Raw genomic sequence first — 18108 nt, forward strand, 5'->3', positions numbered from 1 at the left:
CATCGCTGGAAACTGTCTCGGTCGCTCGGGCGTTATCAGCCCATGGACGGCCGACTTCGCGCTGAATTGAAGGAAACGACGCCATGACCGATCGTTCGCGTCTGTTCCCCGCACTCCGCTATAACGACGCGCGGGCTGCGATTGATTTCCTCGTCGCAGCGTTCGGCTTTACGCCGCACGCGATCCACACGACGCCCGACGGCCTGATAGCTCACGCGGAACTCCGGCTTGGTGACGGCATGGTCATGATCGGCGCGATCGGGCCGGACCTAGCCGCCAAGGGCCGCACCGTTAGCGGCGGCACAAGCAGCATCTACGTTTCTGTCGCCTATGTGGATGGTCATCACGACAAGGCCGTTGCCGCCGGAGCAGTCGTGACGCGTCCGCTCGCCGATACGGATTACGGATCGCGCGAATACTCGTGCCGCGACCTCGAGGGCTATGAATGGTCGTTCGGCACCTACGATCCCATGTTGCCGCCTGGCGACTGAGCTACAGGATACGGCGGAAGAGACCGTCATAGAGGGTGACGAGCCCCTGCCCGTCCACCTCGATCATCGCTTCGAAACTGCCGTCCGCCGCCTCATAGCGATAGAGCCTATCTTGCTCGACGCATGTGTAGCGCTGGTGATCGAGCGAGAGTTCGAGATCGGGAAAGCGGACATAGAGCGCGGTGATCTCGGCAGACTGACCTTCGGTGAGGCCAAGGCGCCGGATCGGCAACGTGTTGGTGAACGGGCTTGCCGAGAAATCGACATCGAGGGCGCCGGCAAGTGCGGTCAGTCGCTTGCCCTCGCCGTTTCGCCATTTGCCGTCGCCATCTGACTGCAGCATGAGCTTCGGGCCGCCGGCCACCGCGACCTGCGCACGCGCCACAGCACCTGAGGCATGGCAGGCGACTTCATAGGCGGCCGCGAAATGGGCGTCGCCTCCCGACAGGATAGCGCCCTCGCCGCTGATGCCCGCCTCCCGATCGGCAAAAACCAGATGCTCGATGCCGTTGCCGTCCCAACTCTTCCAACGCACTGCCTTCGACATGCCAGTCCCCTCTCCTTGAACAGCCACAAGGCCGCTTCGGATGTCACCATATTTGACGGCAGGCCAGCCTATCGATCGAGGCCCGCCAGCAGCAGGTACTTCTTCTCCACGAATTCATCGATGCCGTGATGAGACCCTTCGCGGCCGTTTCCGCTTTCCTTGACGCCGCCGAATGGGGCGAGTTCCGTCGAGATCAGCCCCGAATTGATGCCTACCATGCCGTATTCCAGCCCTTCGCCCACGCGGAAGATGCGGCCGATGTCGCGTGCGTAGAAGTAGGCCGCAAGGCCGAATTCGGTATCGTTCGCGGCAGCGATGACCTCCTCCTCCGTCTCGAAACGGAAGACGGGGGCTACAGGTCCGAAAGTCTCCTCGCGGGCGAGCTTCATGGCGGCCGATGCCCCGGTCAGCACCGTTGGCTCGAAGAACGTGCCGCCAAGGCGGTGCCGATGCCCACCGAGCATGACCTTCGCGCCCTTAGACGTCGCATCGGCTAGATGCTCTTCCACCTTGGCGATAGCCTTGTCATTGATCAGTGGCCCCTGCGTGACACCCTCAGCCGTTCCATTCCCGACCGACAGCTTGGCCACGGCGGCGGTCAGCTTCTCCACGAAAGCATCATGGATGCCGGCCTGGGCGTAGATCCGGTTCGCGCAGACGCAGGTCTGACCCATGTTGCGGAACTTCGACACCATGGCGCCTTCAACGGCTGCATCGAGATCGGCATCATCGAAAACGATGAAGGGTGCATTGCCGCCGAGTTCGAGTGCGACCTTCTTCACGGTGCCCGCCGCCTGTCGCATCAGCAGCTTCCCGATTTCGGTCGACCCGGTGAAATTGACGAGACGGATCGCCGGATGTGACGTCAGCACGCCCCCGATTTCCTTGGCGTCGCCGGTAACGACGTTGAAGACGCCTTTGGGAATGCCAGCGCGGTCGGCGAGTTCGGCCAGCGCCAGCGCCGTCAGCGGCGTCTCGCCGGCCGGCTTCACGACGATCGGGCAGCCGGCGGCGATCGCGGGGCCGGCCTTGCGGGTGATCATGGCCGCCGGAAAATTCCAGGGCGTGATGGCGCCGACAATGCCCATCGGCTGGCGCAGCACGAGGATGCGCGCATCGGCGCGGTGGCTCGGCAATGTCTCGCCGGCAATGCGCTTCGCTTCCTCTGCATAGAATTCGATATAGCTGGCCGCATAGTCGATTTCTCCCCGCGACTCGGCGAGCGGCTTGCCCTGTTCGCTTGTGAGGATCAGAGCGAGATCCTCACGATGGGCTATGATCCGCTCATACCACTGGCGGATGAGCTTCGACCGTTCCTTGGCGGTCCTCGCAGCCCAGCCCTTGAACGCCGCCGCTGCCGCATCGACGGCCGCGGTCGTCTCGTCGGCGCCAAAATGGGGCACGCGTCCAATCACCGCGCCCGTCGCCGGATTGGTGACGTCAGTCTTGGCCGTTCCGACCCAGGCGCCGTCGACATAGCAGCGATCCTTCAGAAGCGTCGGATCGATCAGGTCAAGCTCGATCAGAGCAGGCGTGTTCATGGGCTTGATCCTTGGGATGCTGCATGTTCGAATTGACGGTCAGCGGTTCTGCCGACATGGAACGGCGAAAATAGCGCGCGTCGCCCCGCACTGCCATGGTGACTCTGTCGGACAACGGGAAACCAGCGTGAAGCTCATTTACGACACTGATATCGGCTGGATGAATGACGACTGCATCGCCGCGCTGCTCGCGCTGCACTCCCCGCGGATCGACCTTCTCGGCATCACGCCTGTCATGGGCAATTACGACCTGAAGCTCTCGCTCGCCGCCGCCCTTCGCCTTCTGGAATTCACAGGGAAGGAGGACGTTCCAGTCTGTGCCGGCTTCGACCGGCCGCTGCTGCATGAGCGCAGCGCTTATGCCGACCAGATGTGGGGCGAGTGGGCGACGCATCCCGCCGAAGTCGAACTGCCCTGCGGCCTGCCACAACTCGCAGCCGATCCCATGCATGCCTCCGACTTCATCATCGAGATGGTGACGGCGTGGCCGCATGAAGTGACCATCGTGGCGGTCGGGCCGCTGACTAATCTCGCCGTCGCCCTTCGGAAGGCGCCCGAGATCGCTAGCCTGATCAAGAGCGTCGTGGTGATGGGCGGTGCGCTGCAGCTTTATCCCGATGGCTGGGGAAATTCGACGCCGCTGTCGGAGTTCAATTTCTGGGTCGACCCGGAGGCGGCGCGGATCGTGCTGCGGGCAGGACTGCCGCTCAGCCTGCTGCCGATGAACGTCTGTCGCAAGACGCATATGCCCCGGGCCTTCGTCGACCGGATCGCTGCCTCAACCACGGCGGCAACCGGCGCGGCGCAGCTTTTTCGTGACTATATGCTACCGCTCTTCGACGCCGAGGGCACCCAGAACCATCTGGTCTATGGCCTCTATGATTCCTCGGCCCTGGCCTACGCCCTGGAACCCGGCCTCTTCCGCTCCGAGCGCCTCTGCGTCGACGTCATCACCGAGCCCGGACTACAATATGGCATGAGCGTCGGCTATCGAGCGGGCGCGAGCGGGGTCGGCCACGACAATACCCGCTTCCCTGTGAACGACGCGCCGCCGGAGGTCACCGTGGTTCACGACATGGATTTCGATGCCGTGGTCTCACTCTACTTGAACGAAATCGGCGCCTAGCGTTCGCCCAAAACGTCAAGGAGCGCTGGCAAGCCCATGATGTCCATGATGACATGGTCAGCATGCGGCGCGAGAGCTTCGGCTGGGAGATACCCGCTCGCAACGCCGATGGCGAGGACGCCGGCCGCGCGGGCGGCGTCCAGATCATGCAGCGTGTCTCCTATCAGGGCAGTCTCTGCCGGCGCTGTGTCGAAGCGGTCCATGAAGGCGTGTATCTGGCCAGCATCCGGCTTCCTGCCAAAGCCTGAGTCATAGCCGATGATCGCGTCGAACAACCGATCGACGCCGAGCTTCTCGCTCTGCGCCCGCGCACCAGACTCAGTGTCGTTGGTGACAATGCCCAGCAGATAGCCCTCGGCCTTCAACATCGTGAGCAGGCCAAGCGGGTCGCCGATCGGCGCGACGGAGGCCAATGCCCCGGCGTTGAACAACTGGGATAAGCGCTCGACGAAGGCTTCGTGATTGCCGACAGCTATCCCAACGACGGGCGCGAAATGTGCGGCGATGTCGGTGACCGTCCCACCGACAAAAGGCGAGGTCGGCATGATGGCCGCGGTCGCAGTGTCATAGTGAAGAATGGCGGCAAGCTGGCGATGCATCTCGGCATCATTGCCGGCCAGCGATGCCAGCACCGAAGCCGCGGCGCCGTTCCAGGTGATTGCAAAATCGACCAGGGTTCCGTCCTTGTCGAAGAGAAGCGCCTTCAGCCGCGCCATCAGATCACCGCCTCGATCAGGAACGGGCCCTTCCGCACAACGGCAGACCGATAAAGGTCGGCGAAGCGCTCGCAGGTCTCAGCACGGGCCGCCTCGACGCCCATGCCATGCGCCAGCGACACCCAATCGAGCGCCGGCTCGTCGAGCCGCAGCATGCGGTCGGCATTGTGGCCGAAGCCGGTCACGCCAACATTGCCCATTTCGAGGCGCAAGATGGCGTAGGCGCGATTGGCGAAGACGATCACGACGACATCCAGCTTCTCCCGCGCCGCCGTCCATAGCGCTTGGAGAGTATACATGCCGCTGCCATCGGCTTGGAGCGTCACGACCTTTCGGTCCGGGCAGGCGATCGCTGCACCGACCGAAAGCGGCATGCCGGTCCCGATCGCACCGCCAGTGCACATCATGTAATCGTGCTGCGGCCCCTGTGCGCTCAGCGCGTAGAAACGCCGGCCGGAGGTCAGCCCCTCGTCGACCACAATGGCCTGCTCCGGAAGAACGGCGGCGGCGATGATCGAGACGGCGTCTTCGTTTAGCGGTCCACTGGGCATCGCCGGCATCGGCACGGCATCGGGGCGGCGTGGCGAGCTCTGCCTGGCACCAAGCCGGTCCGCAAGGCGTTCGAGCGCATCCGGGATGTCGTCATCGGCCTCCACCAGTGTCGCGACATCACATCCGGCGGGCAGGAGCCGGCTCGGCTTGCCGGGATAGGCGAAGAAGGCGACCGGCTCGCGGGCGCCGACCAGCACGAGCAATGTCAGGTCGGCCAGTGCCGCCGTCGCCTGGGCGATCGGATAAGGGATTCGCTCCAGTGGAACGCGGTCTACGCCCCGCTCGCTGCGTCCGTTCAAGACCTCTTCGAACAGGCGGGCGCCGGTCTTGGCTGCAATTCGCCCAGCCATCTCCAGCGCCGTGCCGCGGGGCGCCGTGCCCGCGAGCAGGAGCCCTGCCCGGCCTCCGGCGGCCGCGAGGGCCGAGGCCAGCTCGGCAATCCGCGCTTCTTCGACCCGAGGCGGCGATGCGATTCTGGCCGGTCGCGCGTCGCCATCGGTGGTAACCGAACCCCACGCGGCATCGGACGGCAGGATGAGCGTCGCGACGCCGGGCCTCTCGATGGCTGCGGCAATCGTCGCTTCCGCCGCCGGGCCGACGTCATCCGGCCCGGTGGCGCGGCGGACGAAACTCGACATCGACCGGGCCAGCGAGTCGATATCGCTGGTCAGTGGCGCATCGAAGCCGAGATGATAAGTGGCGTGATCGCCGACGATGTTCACGAGCGGCGTCCGGGCGCGGCGGGCATTGTGCAGATTGGCAAGCCCATTGGCGAGGCCGGGCCCGGTATGCAGCAAGGTGGCTGCCGGCCTGCCGGCCATGCGGCCGTAGCCGTCGGCGGCGCCGGTCGCGACCCCCTCGAACAGGGCGAGAACACAGCGCATCGCCGGCTTTCGATCCAGCGCCGCGACGAAATGCATTTCCGAGGTGCCTGGATTGGCGAAACAGACGTCGATGCCGCTGGCAAGTAGCGTATCGCAGAGGCGGTCAGCGCCGTTCATTCCATATCCGCCGGGCTCGGGCTTGGGACGGGCCAGACAGTCGCGCGTGGACGACGCGGCTGTCAATCAGGCCTAAGGGCGGGCTCCACCTCGCCCCCTGTCTATTCGGCTGGCAAGCAGTTGCTTTTGTTCTCCGGGGATGGAATATCGCGCGTCCTCCTGTCTCCGGAATTTCATCATGAACAAGGGCGTCGTCCTCGCGCTCGCGAGCTATGCCGTCTTTTCGTGCGCCGACGCGGCCATCAAGGCCGCTGGCGGAAGGCTGCATGTTGCCGAAATGACGCTGATCCTCACCGTCTTTTCATGCCTCGCCGTCTTCTTCGCCAAGCCGAGGCAGGAGCGTTGGGGCGACATGTTGCGGATGCAGCGGCCGGGCCTGGTTGTGGCCCGCATGTGCGCCGCCGTTGGAGCAGGCCTCGCCAGCGCCTATGCCTTCACGACGCTGCCCCTCGCCGACGCCTATTCGCTGATCTTCCTGTTGCCGCTGTTCGTCGCTGCCTTCTCGTTCTTCTATCTGCGCGAGCGGACTAACCTCGCGCGGCTCGTCGGACTGATGTTCGGCCTTGCTGGCGTGTTGCTCGTCGTGCGGCCGGGCTTTCGCGAGATTCTGCCGGGCCACCTCGCGGCGGTCGCAACGGCGCTGCTCGGGGCACTGTCGCTGCTGATGTTGCGCGTCATCGGGCGAACCGAGCGGCAAGTCACGCTGCTAGGCACGCTGATGCTCGGCTCGCTGGTGGTCAATGGCGTGATCACGCTCTTCGTCTTCGAATGGCCGACGATGCACGAGCTGATGCTTCTGGCGCTTTGCGGCCTCCTGGCCGGCGCCGGCCATCTGCTGATCATGGCCGCGACACGCAATGCGCCGGCCAATCGCATTGGCCCGATGCAATATAGTCAGATCGTCTGGGCGGTCGTGTTGGGCGGATTGCTGTTCGACGAACTGCCAGATGCGATTGCTCTTATCGGTATCGGGCTGGTGCTGCTTTCGGGCGTGCTGAATTTCCTGCCGGCCCGGTCGTCCGAGGCCGTTGCGGCGGTCAACGGACCGGTTCCGGCTCCGCGGCATCCAGAATCCTGAGGCTCGCCTGCTTGCGGCCTTGCCAGTGATCGAGGCCGAGCACACCAGCGACATGCAGCGGCCGGCCGCGGCTTTCGAGCAGCAGGCGGCCAAGCTCGGTGTCGGCGGCGCGAAATGCGATGGCGCGCAGGTTTTGATCGCCGCCTGACAGCTGCACGCGGACATGCCCGTTGCCCACGGTCTCGACATAGCCAATGCGGTGCGCCGGAAAGGCGAAGACAGGCTCGGCATGGCCGGCACCGAACGGCCCTGCCCGCTCGATCTGCTCGATGAAATCGGGCGTCGCCGCCCGCGCGGTCAGCGCGCCATCGACGAGAAGCGCGCTGGCGGAACGAGCCGCGCGGGACGCCACAGCCGCTCGAACCTCGAGGAAAGCCCTGAAATCGCCGAGCCGCGCCTTCTCGACCGTGATGCCGGCCGCCATGGCGTGGCCACCGCCCTTGACGAGCAGGCCTTCGCCAACGGCTGCGCGGACAAGCGCGCCGAGATCGACGCCAGGCACTGAGCGGCCCGAGCCGGTGCCGAGCCCGTTCGGCATCATGGCGATGGCGAAAGCCGGACGCTGGAACCGTTCCTTCAGCCGCGCTGCTATCAGTCCGACGATGCCCGGATGCCAGTGCTCGTCCGCTGTGACCAGCACGGCCGGGCCTTCGGAGCCGCCGATCTCCGCCTCGGCCTCGGCCAGCGCCTGTTCGAGCATCGCCGCCTCGACGGCCTGGCGCTGACGGTTGAGGTCATCGAGCGAGGCAGCGATCACTTCGGCCTCGGCCGTCGAATCCAGCGACAGGAGTCGCGCGCCGAGCGCAGCATCGCCGATCCGGCCGCCAGCGTTGATGCGCGGCCCGATCAGAAAGCCGAGATGATAGGGCGAGACGGGCGCATCGATCCGCGCCAGGCGCGCCAGCGCTGCAATGCCCGGATTGGCGCCTCGGCGTAGCGTGATGAGGCCCTTTACGACGAAGGCGCGGTTCAGTCCGATGAGCGGCACGACATCGCAGACCGTGCCGAGCGCCACCAGATCGAGCCATTGCAGAAGATCTGGCTCCTGGCGGCTTTCGCCATACCAGCCACGGCGGCGCAGAGCCCGGTTGACAGCCACGACAGCCAGGAAGCTAACACCGACGGCCGCGAGGTAGCCGAGCCCCGAAAGGTCGTCCTGCCGATTGGGATTGACGACGGCATGAGCCGGCGGAAGGTCGGCGCCCATCTGATGATGGTCGAGCACGACCACGGGATGGCCAAGATCCGCCGCGACGCCGAGGGCCTCGTGGCTGGTTGAGCCGCAGTCAACCGTGACGATGAGCCCGGCGCCTTCCTCGATCAGGAGACGGATCGCATCAGGGTTGGGACCGTAGCCCTCGAAGATACGATCGGGGATGTAGACGCGGGTCGGAACGCCCTGGCTTTGCAGAAAGCGGGCGAGCAGTGCCGAGGAGGTGGCGCCGTCCACGTCATAGTCGCCGAAGATCGCAACCGCCTCTCCGCGCTCGACGGCATCGGCAATGCGCTCAGCGGCGCTGTCCATGTCGGTCAGCACCGAGGGATCGGGCATCAGCTGGCGGAGGCTCGGATTGAGGAAATCGGACGCGTCATCGACGGCGACGCCGCGCGCCGCTAGGACGCGGGCCAGAAGCTCGGGCAGTTCGTGGCGCTGAACCATGGCGGTGGCCGAGAGGCCAGCCGTCGCGTCGAGGCGATCATCCCAGCGCCGCCCCGTCGCCGACCGCTCGACGCCGAGAAAGCTGCGTCGGGCGGCCGTGCCGAAATCAGACATTGCCGTGCCCGATCAATTCTCCGTCGCGAACTTCTCGTCGTCGCGATGGGTCGCTTTGATGAAGCGGATCGTGCCCTTGGAAGAGCGCATCACCAGCGTTTCCGTCGTGATACGGCCGTCACGTGCATAGTGCACGCCGTTCAGCATGTTGCCGTCGGTGACGCCGGTCGCCGCGAACAGCACTTCGCCACGGCACATTTCGTGATGAGTGTACTTCTTGTCGAAATCGACGATGCCCATCTTGCCGGCGCGGGCCTTCTGGGACTCCGACTGCGTGATCAGCCTGCCCTGCATCTGGCCTCCCGTGCAGCAGAGCGCTGCGGCAGCAAGGACGCCTTCCGGCGCGCCGCCGGTGCCGAGATAGATATCGATCCCGGTCGCATCGGGATCGGTGACGTCGATGATGCCGGCAACGTCGCCATCGCCGATCAGCCGAACAGCGGCTCCGGTGGCGCGAACCTCGTCGATGAGTTTGGCATGACGCGGTCGGTCCAGGATGCAGGCCGTGATTTCGTTGACCCGCACGCCCTTGGCCTTGGCCAGCGAGGCGATGTTCTCGGACGGCGTCCGGTCGAGATCGACAGTTCCTTCGGGATAGCCGGGGCCAATGGCGATCTTGTCCATATAGACGTCCGGCGCGTGCAGCAGCGTGCCGCCTTCGGCGATCGCCACGACCGCCAGCGAATTCGGAAGGTTCTTGGCGCAGATCGTGGTGCCCTCGAGCGGATCGAGCGCGATATCAACTGCGGGCCCGTAGCCGGTACCGACTTCCTCGCCGATATAGAGCATCGGCGCCTCGTCGCGCTCGCCTTCACCGATGACGACGGTGCCCTCGATGGCGAGATTGTTGAGCTCCTTGCGCATGGCGTCTACGGCCGCCTGGTCGGCCGCCTTCTCATCGCCACGACCGCGCCAGCGAGCCGCTGCCACAGCCGCCCGCTCCGTCACGCGAACAAGCTCGAGTGTCAGAATTCGATCAAGTCCCGCGGTCTTTGCTTCCGTCAAAGCCATCGCTTTCCCCACTTATGCGAACTGTTCGATCCGTATCATCTGCGGATGCTCGGCGATATGGCCGTCGACAGTGATGCGATCCAGCGCGTCCTTGATCTGCGCTTCCGTCGTATCATAGGTGATCAGGATGACAGGCTGAGGCTCAAGCGGCGTCGGATGATCCGGGGCGTCGGCGCGTGGCGCCCGCCGCCGCTGCACAATTGATTCGAGCGAGATGCCGTTTTCAGCCATGCGCTGCGCAATTGAGGCAAAGGCGCCAGGCCGATCGAAGACGGCGAGGCGGACATAGTAGCCGCCCTCATGGGCCCGCATCTGCGCCCGGCGATAGGGCTGCAGGGCGCTCGCCGGCCGCCCAAACGTGCCGACGACATCGCCGCGCGCAATGTCCGCGATATCGCTCATCACGGAGGACGCGGTGGCGTCACCGCCCGCCCCCGGCCCGGACAGCACCAGGCGCCCTACGAAATCGGCCTCTACTGCGACGGCATTCGTGACGCCGTCGACCCTGGCGATGGGTGAGGATTTCGGCACCATCGTTGGGTGCACGCGCTGCTCGAAGCCGGTATCGGTTCGGCTCGCGACGCCGAGAAGCTTGATGCGATAGCCGAGCTCGTCAGCGGCCTCGATGTCGGCAGTCGTGATCGAACGGATGCCCTCGACATAGACGGCGTCGGCGTCGATTTCCGTTCCGAAGGAGATCGCGGCAAGCAGCGACAGCTTGTGGGCTGTGTCGAAACCATCGACGTCGAAGGTCGGATCGGCCTCGGCATAGCCGAGACGTTGTGCTTCGGCGAGGCAGGCCTCGAACGACAGCCCTTCCCGCTCCATGCGCGTCAGGATGTAGTTGCAGGTGCCGTTCAGGATGCCGAACACGCGCGAGACGGTATTCCCGGCCAGCGACTCGCGCAGCGTCTTGATGATGGGAATTCCGCCCGCGACGGCCGCCTCGAAATTGAGCGAGACCCCTTTGGCCTCGGCGGCCGCGGCGAGCTCGGCGCCGTGTCGCGCGAGCAGCGCCTTGTTGGCGGTCACGACATGCTTGCCGGAGGAAATGGCGGCGCGGACAGCCTCATTGGCCGCACCTTCGGCACCGCCAATGAGTTCGACGAAGACATCGATTTCGGCAGACCGCGCCAGCGCCACCGGATCGTCGAACCAGCCGCAGCCCGAAATGTCGACGCCACGGTCGCGATCACGGTCGCGGGCGGAAACGCCCGTGATCGCGATGGGCCGGCGGGTTCGGACAGCAAGATCTTGGCCGTGCCGCTCAACCAGACGAAGCAGGGACGTGCCAACCGTGCCCAGCCCGGCAACGCCCAGCCTCAAAACCGTTTGATTCATAAGTCGCCCCAGAGGGGCCCGGACTATCGCCGGGCGCTGCTGATCGGGACGACGTTGTGCAACGTTTTGTCTGCCGATTCAAGGAAGCGGCGGATATTGCGGGCCGCCTGGCGGATGCGCTGTTCGTTCTCGACCAGCGCGATGCGGACATACTCGTCCCCATGCTCGCCAAAGCCGACGCCTGGCGCCACCGCGACATCCGCCTTCTCGATCAAGAGCTTCGAGAATTCGAGGCTGCCGAGCGAACGGAACGGCTCGGGGATCGGCACCCACGCGAACATCGAGGCGCGCGGAGCTGGAATCTCCCAGCCGGCCCGTCCGAAGCTCTCGACGAGCGCGTCGCGGCGATGCTTGTAGGTGGCGCGCATCTCGTCGATGCAGTTCTGCGGACCATTGAGGGCCGCCGTCGCCGCTACCTGGATCGGCGTATAGGCGCCGTAGTCGAGATAGGACTTCACGCGGGCCAATGCCGCGATCAGGCGCTCATTGCCCACGGCAAAGCCCATGCGCCAGCCGGCCATGGAATAGGTCTTCGACATCGAGGTGAATTCGACCGCGACGTCCATCGCGCCGGGCACCTGGAGAATCGAGGGCGGCGGCACATCATCGAAATAGATCTCAGCGTAAGCGAGATCCGACAGAACGAAGAGGTCGTGCCGGCGCGCGAACGTCACCACGTCGCGATAGAAGTCGAGATCGGCGACATGGGCCGTCGGATTCGACGGATAGCAGAGCACCACGGCGATCGGCTTCGGGATCGAGTGGATGACTGCCCGCTCCATCGCATGGAAGAATTCCGGCCCCGGCTCGGACGGAACCGAGCGGATGACACCGCCGGCCATCAGAAAACCGAACGCATGAATCGGGTAGCTCGGATTGGGGCAGAGGACCACGTCGCCCGGGGCGGTGATCGCCTGCGCCATGTTGGCGAAGCCTTCCTTCGAGCCGATCGTCGCGACGATCTGCGTCGCGGGATCGAGCTTCACGCCGAAGCGGCGCTCGTAATAGGCCGCCTGGGCCTTGCGCAATCCATTGATGCCACGCGACGCGGAATAGCCATGCACATCGGGGCGCGCCGCGGTCTCGGCCAGTTTCTGCACGATGTGCGGCGGCGTCGGAAGGTCGGGGTTGCCCATGCCAAGGTCGATGATGTCGGCGCCTGCGGCCCGTGCGCTCGCCTTAAGCCGGTTGACCTGCTCGAAGACGTATTGCGGCAGACGCCGCACGCTGTGGAACTCGCTCATTGCTCCGGATCCATCCTGGCTCGATGCACTTTGATTGGATGCATTTAACGTTGCGCCTTTGCCGGCGCGGCGGGGTTCATATCATTGAACCGGCTTCAAAAGGGAGCACTTTCATTGCGGGCATTTCGTGGCATCGATCACCTTGTCGGTGCCGCAGCCGTTCTGGATTTCCTCCAGCGTCTGCGCGGCATGATTCTTGGCGAGCGCATCGAGTTCGGTGGCCCGCTCAGCCCCCTGCTTCTTGGCGTCTGCCCCGGCCTCGGGACTGGCGATCTTGCCCTGTGCGGCGATCGCGGCCTTGGTTTGGTCCTGTTCGGCCGGCGTCAACGGCTTGCCGGGTTGAGGCGCGCCGCCCGTATTGATGTTGGGATAGGTACCCGGTCGCTGCATCTCCGGGTCAGCGCTGAAATCCAGCGTCTTCTTGACCGTCGTGCAGCCCGAAAGCGCAGCAACAAGCCCGATCGACAGCCAAAACACCATTCTTCGGCGTTGCCGCATCTCGTCACCGACCATTGAAGCCACCATTATTTTCCGCTGCGAGGGTAAGCGTCTCGTAAACGCCTCCCGGATATCCCTCATCCTGCGAACCTATTACACTTGCAGCGCGCCGAAAGCAGCGGCGTCGCGAAAAAGTCCGGACAAGCGAGGAAGCAATGGCTGGCGACAAGAGCGCATCGGGCGGGCCAACGGGGCCGGCGGGAACGCCGATCAACCTGATGGTGAAAGACCCCGAGCGGCTTGCGCGCAACATCGCGCTCATCCTCGAAGGCGCCTCGCGGGCTGCTGCCAACTTCCTCAAGCCGCGTGAGAACGGCTCCGTTTCGGCCGATGTGGTCGACGAAATCACCGAGATCATCAAGACGCTGTCCAAGGTGATCGAATACTGGACGGCCGATCCAACCCGCACGGTCCAGGCGCAGACGCGGCTGTTCGGGCGCTATTTCGCGTTGTGGAATTCGTCCATTGCCCGCATGGCCGGCGCTCCGATGCCACCGATCGCCGTCCCTGACGCGCGTGACAAGCGCTTCCAGGATCCTGAATGGACCGACAACCAGTATTTCGACTTCATCAAGCAGTTCTATCTCATCACGGCCCAGTGGGCGGACGAGATGGCGCGCGATGCCGGCGATATCGATGCACACACGCGGCTCAAGGCGCGCTTCTATGTCCGCCAGATCGCGAATGCGATCTCACCCTCGAATTTCCTCTTCACGAACCCGGAGATCCTGCGCGATACGCTCGATTCAAGCGCCGAGAATCTGGTCCGCGGCGTCAACATGTTTGCTGACGATATCGCCGCCGGCGAGGGCGAACTGAAGATCCGCCAGGTCGACACGTCGAGCTTCTCGATCGGTGGCAATCTGGCGCTGACGCCCGGCAAGGTCGTGCACCAGAACGATGTCTGCCAGCTGATCCAGTACAAGGCCGCGACGACCGAGGTGTTGAAGCGTCCCCTCTTCATCGTCCCGCCCTGGATCAACAAGTTCTACATCCTCGATCTGACGCCCGAAAAATCCTTCATCAAATGGGCCGTCGAGCAGGGGCACACGGTCTTCGTCGTTTCCTGGATCAACCCGGGCGAAAGGCAGGCCGGCAAGAGCTTCGAGCACTATATGCGCGAGGGCATCCTCGAATCGCTTGACGTCATCGAGAAGATCACGCGCGAAAGGCAAGTGAACGCCATCGGCTACTGCGTCGGCGGCACGCTGCTGTCCTTCTCGATGGCCTATATGGCGGCCACCGGCGATACCCGCATCGCCGCCGCAACGCTGTTCGCGACGCAGGTCGACTTCACCTTCGCCGGCGATCTCAAGGTGTTCATCGACGAGGAGCAGATCGAGCAGATCGAAAAGAAGATGAGCGTGCGCGGCTATCTCGAAGGCAAGAACATGGCGTCTTCCTTCAACATGCTTCGCTCCAACGAGCTCATCTGGTCTTACGTGGTTAACAATTACTTTCGCGGCCGCGAACCGATTCCGTTCGATCTCTTGTTCTGGAATTCAGACGCGACACGAATGCCCGCCGCTAACCACTCGTTTTATCTGCGAAACTGCTATCTGGACAACAAGCTCGCCAAGGGCGAGCTGTCGGTCGGCGATGTCCGGTTGTCACTCCGCGACATCAAGATCCCGATCTACAATCTAGCAACGCGGGAGGACCATATCGCTCCGCCGCGCTCCGTGTTCTACGGTTCGTCCTTCTTCGGGGGGCCCGTGACATTCGTGCTGTCCGGCTCGGGACACATTGCCGGCGTGGTCAATCCGCCTGTACGCAAGAAATATCAGTACTGGACAGGCCCCGCTCCGGCTGGCGATGGCTTTGACGACTGGCAGGCCAAGGCCGAGGAGCATCCGGGCTCCTGGTGGCCGCACTGGCAGGCATGGATCGAGAGCCTCGACGCAACACGCGTCAAGGCGCGCATCCCCGGCGGCCGTCGCGTCAAGGCAATCGAGGATGCGCCCGGAAGCTACGTGAAGGTGATGTCGTAACTCGTTCTGGTGAGAGGGGGACCGCGATCCCTCAACGCCGCAGAGAATAGCCCAACAGGATCAGCGCACGCTTCTGATCATTGCTCATGTCGATACGGCTGAAAGTCAGGACGATTTCTTGGTCTCCCGGCGCGATCGTGAGTTCAACGAAGCATGTCTCGCCCTCTTTCTTGAATGCGACCGCGATCGTGCAATGGCCTTGGCCGCGACCACCGATCGAGACGGAGATCGTCTGGTCAGGCACGGGCGACATGACGTCGAGACGAAGGGTCGCCTTACCAGGCGTCGTATCCAAGAGTTTGAGCGTCGCTGCCGAGCCAATCACCCAGCGCATCTGCGGTAGGTTCCACTGCGGATAGGGGCCCTCAAGCCCAAGTATCCCGGTGCCGGGTGCCAGCGTCGGGAGGCTCGTCTTCCGCGCATAGATTTCAATAGGTCCACCCGAAAGGGGCGGCGTCAGCGACGCGATCCTCACGAAGTCGGAATTGGCTTTGACGGCCTCGCGGACCGCCGGCAGCGATCTGACGCTCGGCAGCCAGCTGATGAGGTCAGGATCATCGGGCGAGAACAAAACCACATGTGACGCCGCTTCGATATTGGCGAGGTGCTCCGCCACATCGTCCGAGCGGTGAGCGTCGAAGGCGTGATCGGTCGCATCACTCCGCTGAATGAAGGCGAAGTCCAGGACATCTGCATTCAGATAATCCGTGATTGCCGGAAAGTATATCCTCGATACGGTGTCGCCTTGCGGCTTTGTCGCTTCGTAAGTCGCATCGATCAGGGCGCGCCGCTTTGCCAGGACGTCAAGTGAAGCGACGCTCTGCTTACCCTCCTTATTGAACCAGTGCCACTGAAAGCTTGACAGGGCCGTGCCAACCAGAACGACGGCCAAGGCGGCTGCAAAGCCATTTTGCCAAGCCTTGTGGGCCAGCGCGGCCGAGAACAGGGCGCGCGCAGCCAGCAGGAAGAATACGAGGCAGAACGCTGTAACCTGAATGCCGAGAAAGACCGATTTATGCGCCGGTAGCGACACCAAGGCATAGGAGGCGCAAAAAATCAGAGCCATCGCGGCGACCCTGCGAAGCGCGGAATCGCGCCGACGGATCACGAGCCCGACAACCGCAACAACGATAAGCGCCAAGGTCACGAAGACCCAGACACCCATGGTCTTGTGGCCACCCTGTCCGCCCCAGAGATAGAAAGTGGCCTGTTCATAGGGCGGCAGCTTGACGGCCCAGAGGTCCTTCTCCCGCGTGAACGTGGTGACGATGATGTACTGGATCTCGCGGGCGGCGGCCAAGATGTAGTGAGGAAGCACGACGACAAGGGTAATGGCCACCGCAGCCACATTGTGGCGGAGCATCGTGCCCGGCTTCAGCGTCCGCTGCCGCTCGAGATAGTCGAGCCCCGTCGCCAGCATGAGACTGAAGCCGTAGAGCGCGATCGTGATCGGAAAGACCGATGGCTTGGTCAGGAGAGCCGCAGCAAAGATCAGCGCGATCGCTAGCAGGCGTCTGCGCCCCGCGCCGACCCACGGTCGCTCGACGAGCGCGATGCAGCCGAAGGCGAGCAGGAACGCGTTGACGATGTCGGGGCGCGCCTCGATCACGAGGAAGCCGAGGACCGGCCAAGCGAGCACCGCAATGACGACGGTCGCGGTCACCCAGGCGGGCAGATCTGCGAACCAACGCCGGACAACAAGCAAAAGGGCTACGACCCAGGCCGTATTGACCAGCGCGGGCGCCCATTCGTTGATGCCGAATATGAGGAAGCCGATGAAACTGACTGCAGTCGCGGTTGGTGCATGCGGAGAATCTGCGACGTAACCTTTGAAAAGTCCCGAGAAGCCGAGATCGTAGAAGCTGAGCAACCTGCGGCCGGAATCGACGAAATAGCCGATGTCGTCGAACGTGGCCGGCGCTGCCAATTGGCCCTGGCGGAGCGACTGCATTACCGAGGCAACAGCAAAGAGCACACCGGCCGCTACGAACCAGACAGCCGGCAGCGGCTTCTGAGTTGGAGACGGTACTGGGCTAGCCAAAGGTTCGCTCACGATGCCGCCCTTTCGGGGGCCGCGGTCCCGCCGGTTGCCGCAACGGCTAACGTTGCTGCTGGAAGGTGGGGCGGCACGGCGAGCTGGTGTCTGGGCGGCATTCGTCCCTCGCGGTCGGCTGAGATCATCGCCGTCGCGTTATGGCCGAGCGCGGCGCCCACCGCAATTGTCGGTTGGCATTTCGCGCGGTTGCAGTGGAACGCTTGAGCATCCCACTGCAATGCGCCGGCCCCCTAACGGGCCGGTTGCCGTTCGATCAGCTGGTGATGAAGGCCAGGAGGTCCGCGTTGATCACCTCGGCATGGGTGGTCAGCATGCCATGCGGATAGCCTGGATAGGTCTTCAGCGTGCCGTTCTTCAGCAGCTTGACGGACAAGAGGGCACTATCGGCAATCGGAACCACCTGATCGTCTTCCCCGTGCAGAACCAGCGTCGGGACAGTGATCGCCTTCAGGTCTTCGGTCTGGTCGGTCTCGGAGAAAGCCTTGATGCCTTCATAATGCGCCTTGGCGCTGCCCATCATCCCCTGTCGCCACCAGTTGTTGATGACGCCCTGCGAGACTTCGGCGCCTTGGCGGTTGAAGCCATAAAAGGGGCCGGTCGGGAAGTCGACGAAGAGCTGCGCGCGGTTAGCGGCGAGGCCAGCACGGATGCCGTCGAAAACCTCGATCGGCAGGCCGCCCGGATTGGCTTCGGTCTTCAGCATCAGCGGTGGCACGGCGCTGACCAGAATGGCCTTCGCGACTCGCCCCTGCGGCTCGCCGAATTTCGCAACATAGCGTGCGACTTCACCGCCGCCGGTGGAGTGGCCGATATGGACGGAGTTCCGGAGATCGAGATGCTCAGCGACCGCCGAGGCGTCGGCAGCGTAGTGGTCCATGTCGTGGCCGTCGCTGACCTGCGCTGATCGGCCGTGGCCGCGACGGTCATGAGCGACGACGCGGAAACCCTTGCTGAGGAAGAACAGCATCTGGGCGTCCCAGTCGTCACTCGACAAGGGCCAGCCGTGATGAAAGACAATGGGTTGCGCATCCTTCGGGCCCCAGTCCTTGTAGAAGATCTCGGTTCCGTCGGCGGTCGTGATCGTGCTCATGATGGTTCCCTCGGCCAGGACGGCCCCATGCCGGCCTGCTGGACGAATATG

At 64.0% G+C, this 18108-nt stretch carries 15 protein-coding genes; 4 read left to right on the forward strand and 11 right to left on the reverse strand.

The genetic code is table 11. The features are described 5' to 3' along the window. Positions 1 to 83: 83 nt before the first annotated feature. Positions 84 to 491 carry a VOC family protein gene (locus tag BUB39_RS14070; protein ID WP_073054463.1) on the forward strand — a complete coding sequence of 136 codons (408 nt, stop codon included), beginning with the start codon at positions 84 to 86 and terminating at the stop codon, positions 489 to 491. 1 nt (position 492) lies between these two features. On the opposite strand, the gene BUB39_RS14075 is transcribed toward BUB39_RS14070, so the two are convergent. Both BUB39_RS14075 and BUB39_RS14080 read right to left on the reverse strand, forming a co-directional pair. Next, positions 493 to 1038 (reverse strand): putative glycolipid-binding domain-containing protein, encoded by a 546-nt coding sequence (locus tag BUB39_RS14075; protein WP_073054465.1) that lies wholly within the window; start codon positions 1036 to 1038, stop codon positions 493 to 495. A 68-nt stretch (positions 1039 to 1106) separates the two neighbouring features. After that, a complete protein-coding gene (locus BUB39_RS14080) occupies positions 1107 to 2579 on the reverse strand; it encodes an NAD-dependent succinate-semialdehyde dehydrogenase (protein ID WP_073054467.1) in 1473 nt (490 codons plus the stop codon). A gap of 127 nt (positions 2580 to 2706) precedes the next feature. On the opposite strand from BUB39_RS14080, the gene BUB39_RS14085 reads away from it, so the two are divergent. Then, a complete protein-coding gene (locus BUB39_RS14085) occupies positions 2707 to 3705 on the forward strand; it encodes a nucleoside hydrolase (RefSeq protein WP_073054469.1) in 999 nt (332 codons plus the stop codon). On the opposite strand, the gene BUB39_RS14090 is transcribed toward BUB39_RS14085, so the two are convergent. Then, positions 3702 to 4421 (reverse strand): HAD family hydrolase, encoded by a 720-nt coding sequence (locus tag BUB39_RS14090; RefSeq protein ID WP_073054471.1) that lies wholly within the window; start codon positions 4419 to 4421, stop codon positions 3702 to 3704. The two genes, BUB39_RS14085 and BUB39_RS14090, sit on opposite strands and share 4 nt — an antisense overlap. Then, positions 4421 to 5974 (reverse strand): acetolactate synthase large subunit, encoded by a 1554-nt coding sequence (locus BUB39_RS14095; RefSeq protein WP_073054473.1) that lies wholly within the window; start codon positions 5972 to 5974, stop codon positions 4421 to 4423. Before BUB39_RS14095 ends, BUB39_RS14090 begins: the two co-directional genes overlap by 1 nt. A gap of 178 nt (positions 5975 to 6152) precedes the next feature. On the opposite strand from BUB39_RS14095, the gene BUB39_RS14100 reads away from it, so the two are divergent. After that, on the forward strand, positions 6153 to 7052 hold the full coding sequence (locus tag BUB39_RS14100) for a DMT family transporter (protein WP_175561869.1): 900 nt from the start codon (positions 6153 to 6155) through the stop codon (positions 7050 to 7052). Here the strand turns inward: BUB39_RS14100 and recJ are convergent. The 5 genes from recJ to BUB39_RS14125 all read right to left on the reverse strand — a co-directional run bounded on the left by recJ (position 7012) and on the right by BUB39_RS14125 (position 12935). After that, positions 7012 to 8826: a single-stranded-DNA-specific exonuclease RecJ gene (gene recJ / locus BUB39_RS14105; protein WP_073054478.1), complete on the reverse strand. Its 1815-nt coding sequence runs from the start codon at positions 8824 to 8826 to the stop codon at positions 7012 to 7014. The genes BUB39_RS14100 and recJ overlap by 41 nt on opposite strands. A gap of 12 nt (positions 8827 to 8838) precedes the next feature. After that, positions 8839 to 9837, reverse strand: a complete 999-nt coding sequence (glpX, locus tag BUB39_RS14110; protein ID WP_073054480.1) for a class II fructose-bisphosphatase — start codon at positions 9835 to 9837, stop codon at positions 8839 to 8841. A gap of 12 nt (positions 9838 to 9849) precedes the next feature. Then, a complete protein-coding gene (locus BUB39_RS14115) occupies positions 9850 to 11178 on the reverse strand; it encodes a homoserine dehydrogenase (protein WP_073054482.1) in 1329 nt (442 codons plus the stop codon). Between the two features lie 23 nt (positions 11179 to 11201). Then, positions 11202 to 12422 carry an LL-diaminopimelate aminotransferase gene (locus BUB39_RS14120; RefSeq protein ID WP_073054484.1) on the reverse strand — a complete coding sequence of 407 codons (1221 nt, stop codon included), beginning with the start codon at positions 12420 to 12422 and terminating at the stop codon, positions 11202 to 11204. A gap of 111 nt (positions 12423 to 12533) precedes the next feature. After that, positions 12534 to 12935 (reverse strand): hypothetical protein, encoded by a 402-nt coding sequence (locus BUB39_RS14125; RefSeq protein ID WP_139251480.1) that lies wholly within the window; start codon positions 12933 to 12935, stop codon positions 12534 to 12536. 140 nt (positions 12936 to 13075) lie between these two features. Between BUB39_RS14125 and BUB39_RS14130 the strand changes: the two genes are divergently transcribed. Continuing rightward, positions 13076 to 14911, forward strand: coding sequence for a PHA/PHB synthase family protein (locus tag BUB39_RS14130; RefSeq protein ID WP_073054488.1), 1836 nt, complete (start codon positions 13076 to 13078; stop codon positions 14909 to 14911). Between the two features lie 31 nt (positions 14912 to 14942). Here the strand turns inward: BUB39_RS14130 and BUB39_RS14135 are convergent, their stop codons facing one another. Both BUB39_RS14135 and BUB39_RS14140 read right to left on the reverse strand, forming a co-directional pair. Beyond that, positions 14943 to 16964, reverse strand: coding sequence for a hypothetical protein (locus BUB39_RS14135; protein ID WP_139251481.1), 2022 nt, complete (start codon positions 16962 to 16964; stop codon positions 14943 to 14945). Between the two features lie 256 nt (positions 16965 to 17220). Next, positions 17221 to 18057, reverse strand: a complete 837-nt coding sequence (locus tag BUB39_RS14140) for an alpha/beta fold hydrolase (RefSeq protein WP_073054492.1) — start codon at positions 18055 to 18057, stop codon at positions 17221 to 17223. Positions 18058 to 18108 lie beyond the last annotated feature (51 nt).

Origin of the sequence: Kaistia soli DSM 19436 (assembly GCF_900129325.1) — a bacterium.
Lineage (GTDB): Bacteria > Pseudomonadota > Alphaproteobacteria > Rhizobiales > Kaistiaceae > Kaistia > Kaistia soli.